The 832-nt window shown below is 69.2% G+C and carries 1 protein-coding gene; it reads right to left on the reverse strand.

Going from position 1 to position 832, the window contains the following annotated elements:
- Nucleotides 1–832: membrane protein insertase YidC (yidC, locus tag A612_RS13900; RefSeq protein WP_019375066.1), on the reverse strand; the 832-nt coding region annotated here is incomplete at both ends.

The raw sequence follows: 832 nt of genomic DNA on the forward strand, positions 1-832 counted from the left end.
GGATGGTGAGCCAGCCGTAGTCCTTGACCAGCTCCAGCCCGGGCGCGAGCTGCTCCAGCAGGGTCTCGACCTGCGGGCCGGCGAACAGGCGCGCGTCGACTCCCTTGGCCTGGCCCGGCGCGATCTCGCCCAGGGGGGTGATCATGCCCACGGCATACAGGTTGGTGTCCACCTTGCGCACGAACAGTTCGCGCTGCACCCCTTCTGCCAGCAGCCAGGCGGTGGCGAAATAGTGCTGCACCATGGCGACGTAGCCATCGGCCGAGGTCTTCTCGATGTCGGCCTTGCCGTTCTCGATGTCCTTGAAGTCCACCTTCTGGTACTTCTTGGCTTCCGTGTAGACGGCCGGCCCGGTGAAGGTGGAATAGAAGGTCGTGGCCTCGCCCTCGGGCTTGTTGCCGTCGCGCACCAGCTGCAGGTACAGCTGCGGCGCGACCGGGGCGGTGCCGGTGTTGACCACTTCGTGGCGCACGCCGATGTCGTAGGCGCCGCGCCTGAGCGTCCAGGTCTTGACCAGCTTCACGCCCCCGAGGTCGGGCGACTCGAAGCGCACCTCCAGCGTGTCCTGGCCGTCCTGCAGCGTGCGCGGGCCCGGGGCCACGGCCATGGGTGTCTTGTGCGTCGGGAAGCTGCCGCCGATCAGGCCGGTCTGCGCCACGTACACACGCCGCGCGCTCTCGTCGAGCAGCACGAAGGGCTGGCTCTTGTCGCGCATCTCCGGGTGCTGCAGCAATTCGCCGTGCACCAGCGACCCGCCTTCGCTGTCGAAGGCCAGGCGCAGCACGTCGGTGCTGACCTCGACGCGCTCGCGCGGCGCGGCGGCCGGGGCCGC

The sequence above is a fragment of the Melaminivora alkalimesophila genome, from assembly GCF_000282995.1.
GTDB lineage: Bacteria > Pseudomonadota > Gammaproteobacteria > Burkholderiales > Burkholderiaceae_C > Melaminivora > Melaminivora alkalimesophila.